This window comes from Parasutterella sp. (genome assembly GCF_057870745.1).
This window is the reverse complement of the sequence record NZ_DBMALT010000078.1, coordinates 1-6,093: the sequence shown is the minus strand read 5'-3', so window position 1 is coordinate 6,093 and position 6,093 is coordinate 1. Positions and strand designations below refer to the sequence as shown.

Genomic DNA, 6,093 nt, shown 5'->3' with positions numbered 1-6,093 from the left:
CTAGGGTGCTATAAAGGTTAGAACGTTGAGAAACCGCCGTAAAACCAAGGTGACTTGGCCTACCAGATCGGTACGGGCGGTGGTGTGAGAGGGTGTTCGCTGAAACTCAGCGAAACCCTACTCAATTATGAAAAATAATACCGTCCATGCTTTCGTCTGCCCGAGAGATATCTTCGTCTTCGTTCATTTCTTCAAGAAAGAGCGGATGAGCAAGATTTGATTAACTCCGAGGCGATAAACAGATGGTGTCCTTCTGTCCTTATCAATTCGTTTTTTTTCCACTTGGTTAGGATTCCATCCAGAGATGATCGTGAAGCTCTTGCAACGCTCCTGGCATATTTTCTTTGGACGATGAAAGGCATCTTGAGCCAGCCTTCTTCTGCTTCTTCTGAATAGTTGGAGGCCCAGGCGAAGATGAACATCTTTATTCTTTCCTCAACCGCGAGACTGCCGGCTATAAGAAGAGACAGCTGATGGCTGAGTGATATTTGCTCAATATCAGAAAGTGCGGCATTCAGAATTTCAGGATTTTTAAATAATAAGGAGACCAAGAGTTTTTTAGAAACCAGTACATATTGGCATGGAGTGATTGAGAAATGCTGTTCTTTGATTCCTCTGTTAGTGAATAAATTTAAGTCCCCGCATAGCGAACGGGAAGGGAGCACTAAATTAATTAAAGAGCTGTCGAAGAATTGAATCCCCCGAGCAGCGATACCGTTTTTGATTAAAACGAAACTGTCTTCCGAATCGAATGCCATCGGAAACTTTTCACCGGCTTCTACTCGACCTTCGGCTCCGATTTTATCGAGCATTTCGATTAATTCAGGATGAAGTGGCGGTGTAATGAAAGGAAGGCCGGAGGTATTTTTTAAAACCGATTGGTAGTCAGTCTTTTTTGTAAAGATGGGCTTATTTATATCTGCGAGCCAGGAAAGATTGTGTATTTGCATAATTCCCTCTCTATTAATAGCCAAAAGTATAGGAGGGAGCTCTAAAAGACACATCTGGGGACTGCTAAATCTCAGGTATCCGATTTTCAAATAAAGTTTTTCATTTTTTGCAAAAAAGATGGGGCCCGAAAGCCCCAATTTAAATAAAATAATATGAAAGTCAGAAAGACGAAACTAAAAGAAAGACGAAACTAAAAGTTAGAAATTGATCGTCTGCAAAACGAGTGCCGGTCTCTTTTCCGGATCCAAGGAAGAATAAGCCATAGCGCTGTCGGCCATGAAGTTATAGAGGCCGTCCAGTTCCGTAGCGATTGTTCTTCTGTCGCCCTTTGCAACATCAATCGGAGGATTGAACTTACGGATGATGTCAAGCATCGGCTGCAAAGCCGGAGAAGTCTTGAGATCGCCGCGGATGAAGATACTTTCACTCGCCATGCAGGCAACCTGGGCATCCAAAGCTGCAAGAACTTTTTCCAAACGGTCGACCTTGTTCCACGCGCGCATGTACGGAGAGCAAAGGTCATTTTGGCCGAACTGCGGCGGCGGGAGAAGAGAAGGCTGTCCGAGCATTCTTGTTTCATCCTGCCAATCGGAAGCGTTCATCTGCATGTTGCCGTAGATGAGGTTGTCGAGTCCCGGCATAGCGACGGGGTCGGAGTAGTAGCACTGAACGAGAGAGTACAGAACCGTTGCTAAGTCAGCGTAGTTTCGGGCGATTTCGTCCGGAGCATTCATAGCGATTTGGCTGTGGTAGCTGCCGTTTGAACAAACATAAGGTTCCGCACCAACCTTAGCTGCCTGATCTTTCGGAATCCAGAGAGGGTTATCGTGAGCGCTCTGAAGTACCGTTTGAGCAGTTTGTTTGAGGTTTCTTTGGGCCTTATATGCAGCGGCCAGGATGAGAGGAATATCACGAACGGTAACTCTTGCCTGTACGTTCTGGCGGCGAGGAACCGGTGCATCTTTAAGGTATGCACGAATGTTCTGCAGAGCTTTCTGTTCATCGGGGTCGTCCCAGCAGGCTTCGAGTTGAACTCCGAAGTGTTCGCTCGGGGCGGTAAGGCCGTCAATGGCCAGTGCGAGGACTTGTTCCGTCAATTTAATGATGCCGTCGCTGCGCAAAGCAAGGTCAACGCAAAGAGCAGTGGCGGTAGGATGACCGTTGATGATTGTCATCGGTTCTTTCAATCCGAGATGAATTTCTCTCGGAATGTTGTCAAACAAAGTTCCCAGCGGACAAACTTCGCCTGCACCGCCCTGGCCTTCGCGAGGTACAACGGGAAGCTCTTTACGGCCTAACATACCGATGATATGGCTCGTGAGCGCGGCTGAAGAAGCGGAGTTGCCTCCGAGCATGCCTGATGTACGGGCAAGAATGATGCCGCGGACAACGCGGTTCGGAAGAGGTTCACCGAAAGAGATACCGGTGTTCAGACCTTGAGAAAGGTTTTGTTTTAACTCTTCTTCTGTCAAACGCTGTTTGTGGGCATCACCCGGTTTGATGTTGACGCCGTAAACGTTCAATTCCGGATGGACAGCCAAAAAGTCCAAGAACTCTTTGCGCCAAGCATCAATTTGCTTGAGGGCGGTCGGGTCGACAGAAACAGAGGTGTGGTTCCAAACGACTTTGCGATATACGTCGAGGGTTAAATCTCTACGGCCCTTTAATACAATCGGAGCAGAGGGATTTACTTTGAAACCGTCAACAATGTAGTCGGAAACCGGAGTTGTTCTAACAGGAGCCGGACCAACCTGCCTGGAAGCAGTTGCGGCAGGATCCGCAGCATGTGCTACTGTTGCAGCCAGCGGAAGAGAGGAAAGCAACGCACCGCTTTTGAGAAAAAATCTTCTAGATACGCTCATTTAAATTCTCCAAGTTTTAAGGTTTAAGCAGATGGCTCTTAAGTCGTGAACCATTGAGAAAATCTTAAAATTCGGTAACAAAAGTAAAAACACTGCCAGCGGTGCTATTGAGCCTCGGACTTAGGTAAGGTCTGGTTGCAGATTTTGAAAATGAAATTTCCGTTTTTCTTTATTTATGTATTTTTGATCTTTAACCTGTTGAATATATAAAATAATTTCGTGATTTGTCTCTAAGAACGTTTCGGCTGAAAGGAAAAGACAGCAGAAAGCTCTTTTTTATCCGCTGCCTCCATTTCTAATAAATACAAATAAAATTTTAGGAACTTAGTTTCCTCAATTTGAAGAGTCGCCAGTTAAGGACGTAACAGCCTAGGAATCGGAATAACTAAGAAGTAAGCGTTCGTCACTGCGCCTGCAACGTGCAGATGCGTTTGCTAGACTTCTCACTCCTTTGGATGAGAAGAAAAGAATGCAATCCATTACTGAATCGCTTAATAAGCAACAAGCCCAGGCAGTGACTGCCGAACCCAAGTCCGCATTGATTCTTGCAGGCGCCGGTTCGGGGAAAACGCGCGTCTTAACAAGCCGCATTGCCTACCTGCTTCAACAGAATATGGCTCATCCGAGCGAGATTCTTGCGGTGACCTTCACCAATAAGGCCGCTAAAGAAATGCTGGCTCGCCTGCAGAACATGATTCCGATCAACCCGCGTGCTATGTGGGTCGGCACCTTCCATGGTTTATGCAATCGTTTACTGCGTCTGCATCATCAGGAAGCCGGCCTTCCTGCGACGTTTGCCATTTTGGATATGAGCGATCAGCTCGGCGTGATCAAACGCGTGATGAAGGCAAACGGTATTGATACGGAAGAGTTCAAGCCTCGTGAAGTTCAAAACTTCATCAACCGCTGCAAAGAAGAAGGCAAGCGCGCGTCTGAGGTTTATTCAAAGTTCTCGAAGGATAAGGCATATATTCAGATTTATGCCATGTACGAAGCTGTTCTTCAGAGAGAAGGCGCCTGCGACTTCGCAGAACTGCTCTTAAGAGCCTATGAGCTTTTGAGCCGCAACGAAATGATCCGTCATCATTATCAGGAACGTTTTCGTTTTATCTTGGTAGACGAGTTTCAGGACACCAACGTTCTCCAGTATGAATGGCTGAAGCTTTTGGCCGGTTTAGGTGAAAAAAATCCGCCGAACGCGGTCTTTGCGGTCGGCGATGATGACCAGTCGATTTATGCTTTCCGCGGCGCCAACGTCGGCAACATGATGTCATTTGTCCAAGAGTTCAGAATCAGAGAACCGATTCGACTTGAACAAAACTATCGTTCTCAAGGCAACATTCTTGATGCTGCTAATGCTTTGATTTCCAATAATTCCGAGCGTATGGGCAAAAACCTTTGGACGGACGCTGGTAAAGGAGAAAAGATCCGAGCAAACCGTTCGGATAACGACTTTGATGAAGCCCGCTTTGTCTGTTCCACGATCCAGGAGTACATCGATAAAGGTGTTTCTCCTAAAGATATTGCCATCCTTTACCGTTCAAATGCTCAGTCTCGATTATTCGAAACAGAGTTGACGAGACGAGGGATTCCGTTCATGGTTTACGGCGGATTGCGATTCTTTGATCGAGCTGAAATTAAAAATGCCATGGCATACATGCGCTTGGCCGAGAACCCTTCCGACGATTCCGCATTTTTGAGAGTCGTTAATGTGCCTGCACGAGGAATAGGCGCTAAATCTATTGAAAATCTGGTGGATTTTGCAACGACCAACGGAATCTCGTTATTTGAGTCCATGCAGTACATTCGCGGAGCAGCGGCCAATAAATTTGCCACTTTCAAGGAGATTATCGATACCTTGCGTGTTGCCAAGGATGAGATGCCGCTTCCGGCCTTCGTTGACTTCACTGTTGAGAAGAGCGGATTGAAGAACATGTACGAAATGGATCCGAACGGCAGTGAGCGTATTGAGAACTTACAGGAATTAACTTCTGCGGCTCAAGGCTTTATTAAAGAAGAAGCTATCGACACCGAAAACTCTGATGGAACGGCAGTTGAGAATCTTTCCGCGTTAGCCGGATTCGTCTCTCACGCCAGTTTGGAAGCCGGAGAAAACCAGGCCCAGGTAGGACAAGACGCTGTTCAGCTGATGACCGTACATGCTTCCAAAGGTTTGGAATTCGACATTGTCTTTATTACCGGTTTGGAAGAGGACATGTTCCCGCACTTCCGAAGCAAAAATGACAAAAAGGCTCTTCAGGAAGAACGCCGTTTGATGTATGTGGCAATCACACGTGCAAGAAAGGAACTTTATTTGACGCTTGCTGAGGAACGTATGCTGCAGGGCAGAACGTTCTCAAGTTATCCAAGTTCTTTCCTCACAGAAATTCCGGGCGAGACACTCAAGTGGCTGAGCAGAAATCCGTTCGAGTCTCGTTACGAAGTCGAGGACGAGGACTCTTGGGGAAGCCGCTCAGGGTCGAGCAAAAATTATTCAAGTCCTTATCGCAATTCTTCTTACGGCGGATCTACAAAACCGTCCAGTCATAGATTCGCTTCAAATGTTCCTGAATGGGCGAAGGGAATTATTGAAACGAAGAAAGAAAAACTTCAGACTCAGAAAATACGTGCTAAACAGAATTCTAATTCTCCCTATAAAGCAGGCATTAATATTAATCATGAAAAATTTGGTCCCGGCGTCATCCTTGACACTCAGGGAGCAGGGGATGATATGGTCTTGATCGTAAAATTCAAGACCGGTGGAATTAAGAATCTTTTAGCGAGAATCGCCGGAAAGAAAATTACAATCCTGTAACCTAATACAAAACTTTTAGTAAGGTTCTGTCTTTAAAACAGAACCTTATTTTTTAACTAAAAATTCTATTCTTCTTGGTATTTGATATATGTAGGAATTTTATCTAGGTTAGATAGATAAAATGAATTTTCAGAATAGAAAGTGTATATCTAGTGTATTTAAAGATCATTTATCTAGATATATAAACCTAGTCGCTCCCGATAGATATACGATCTTGAATTTTTCTTAGTTAAAGTGATATTTCAACTTCTATAGAGCATGATTAACTATTTGAATAATAATTAAATATTACATATAAAATAGTTAAACTATAGTACTAAGACACGCGAAAAATAGCTTTAAAAATCGTTAAAAATAAATTATTAATTACTTCTTTTAAAGAAGAAGTAAGAGGTCTAACTAATAAATTTATTTCTTGTTGATATACATAGATATATTATTTACATATTTAAATCTTAGTTACGT

The 6,093-nt window shown here is 44.5% G+C and carries 3 protein-coding genes; 1 reads left to right on the top strand and 2 read right to left on the bottom strand.

Translation table 11 applies throughout. The annotated features are described in order from the left end of the window. Positions 1-191: 191 nt before the first annotated feature. Together ACZND6_RS12565 and ACZND6_RS12560 are read right to left on the bottom strand one after the other, a co-directional pair. Positions 192-1,004: a cyclic nucleotide-binding domain-containing protein gene (locus tag ACZND6_RS12565; RefSeq protein WP_489524761.1), complete on the bottom strand. Its 813-nt coding sequence runs from the start codon at positions 1,002-1,004 to the stop codon at positions 192-194. Positions 1,005-1,148: 144 nt separating this feature from the next. Continuing rightward, on the bottom strand, positions 1,149-2,813 hold the full coding sequence (locus tag ACZND6_RS12560; protein ID WP_489524760.1) for an aromatic amino acid lyase: 1,665 nt from the start codon (positions 2,811-2,813) through the stop codon (positions 1,149-1,151). Positions 2,814-3,282: 469 nt separating this feature from the next. Here ACZND6_RS12560 and ACZND6_RS12555 point away from each other — a divergent pair, with 469 nt between their 5' ends. Beyond that, positions 3,283-5,628, top strand: coding sequence for an ATP-dependent helicase (locus ACZND6_RS12555; RefSeq protein WP_489524759.1), 2,346 nt, complete (start codon positions 3,283-3,285; stop codon positions 5,626-5,628). Positions 5,629-6,093 lie beyond the last annotated feature (465 nt).

Bases quoted from the DNA above. Each gene is read 5' to 3' on its own strand.
- ACZND6_RS12560 (WP_489524760.1), bottom strand. From the start codon at position 2,813: ATGAGCGTATCTAGAAGATTTTTTCTCAAAAGCGGTGCGTTGCTTTCC.
- ACZND6_RS12565 (WP_489524761.1), bottom strand. From the start codon at position 1,004: ATGTGTCTTTTAGAGCTCCCTCCTATACTTTTGGCTATTAATAGAGAG.
- ACZND6_RS12555 (WP_489524759.1), top strand. From the start codon at position 3,283: ATGCAATCCATTACTGAATCGCTTAATAAGCAACAAGCCCAGGCAGTG.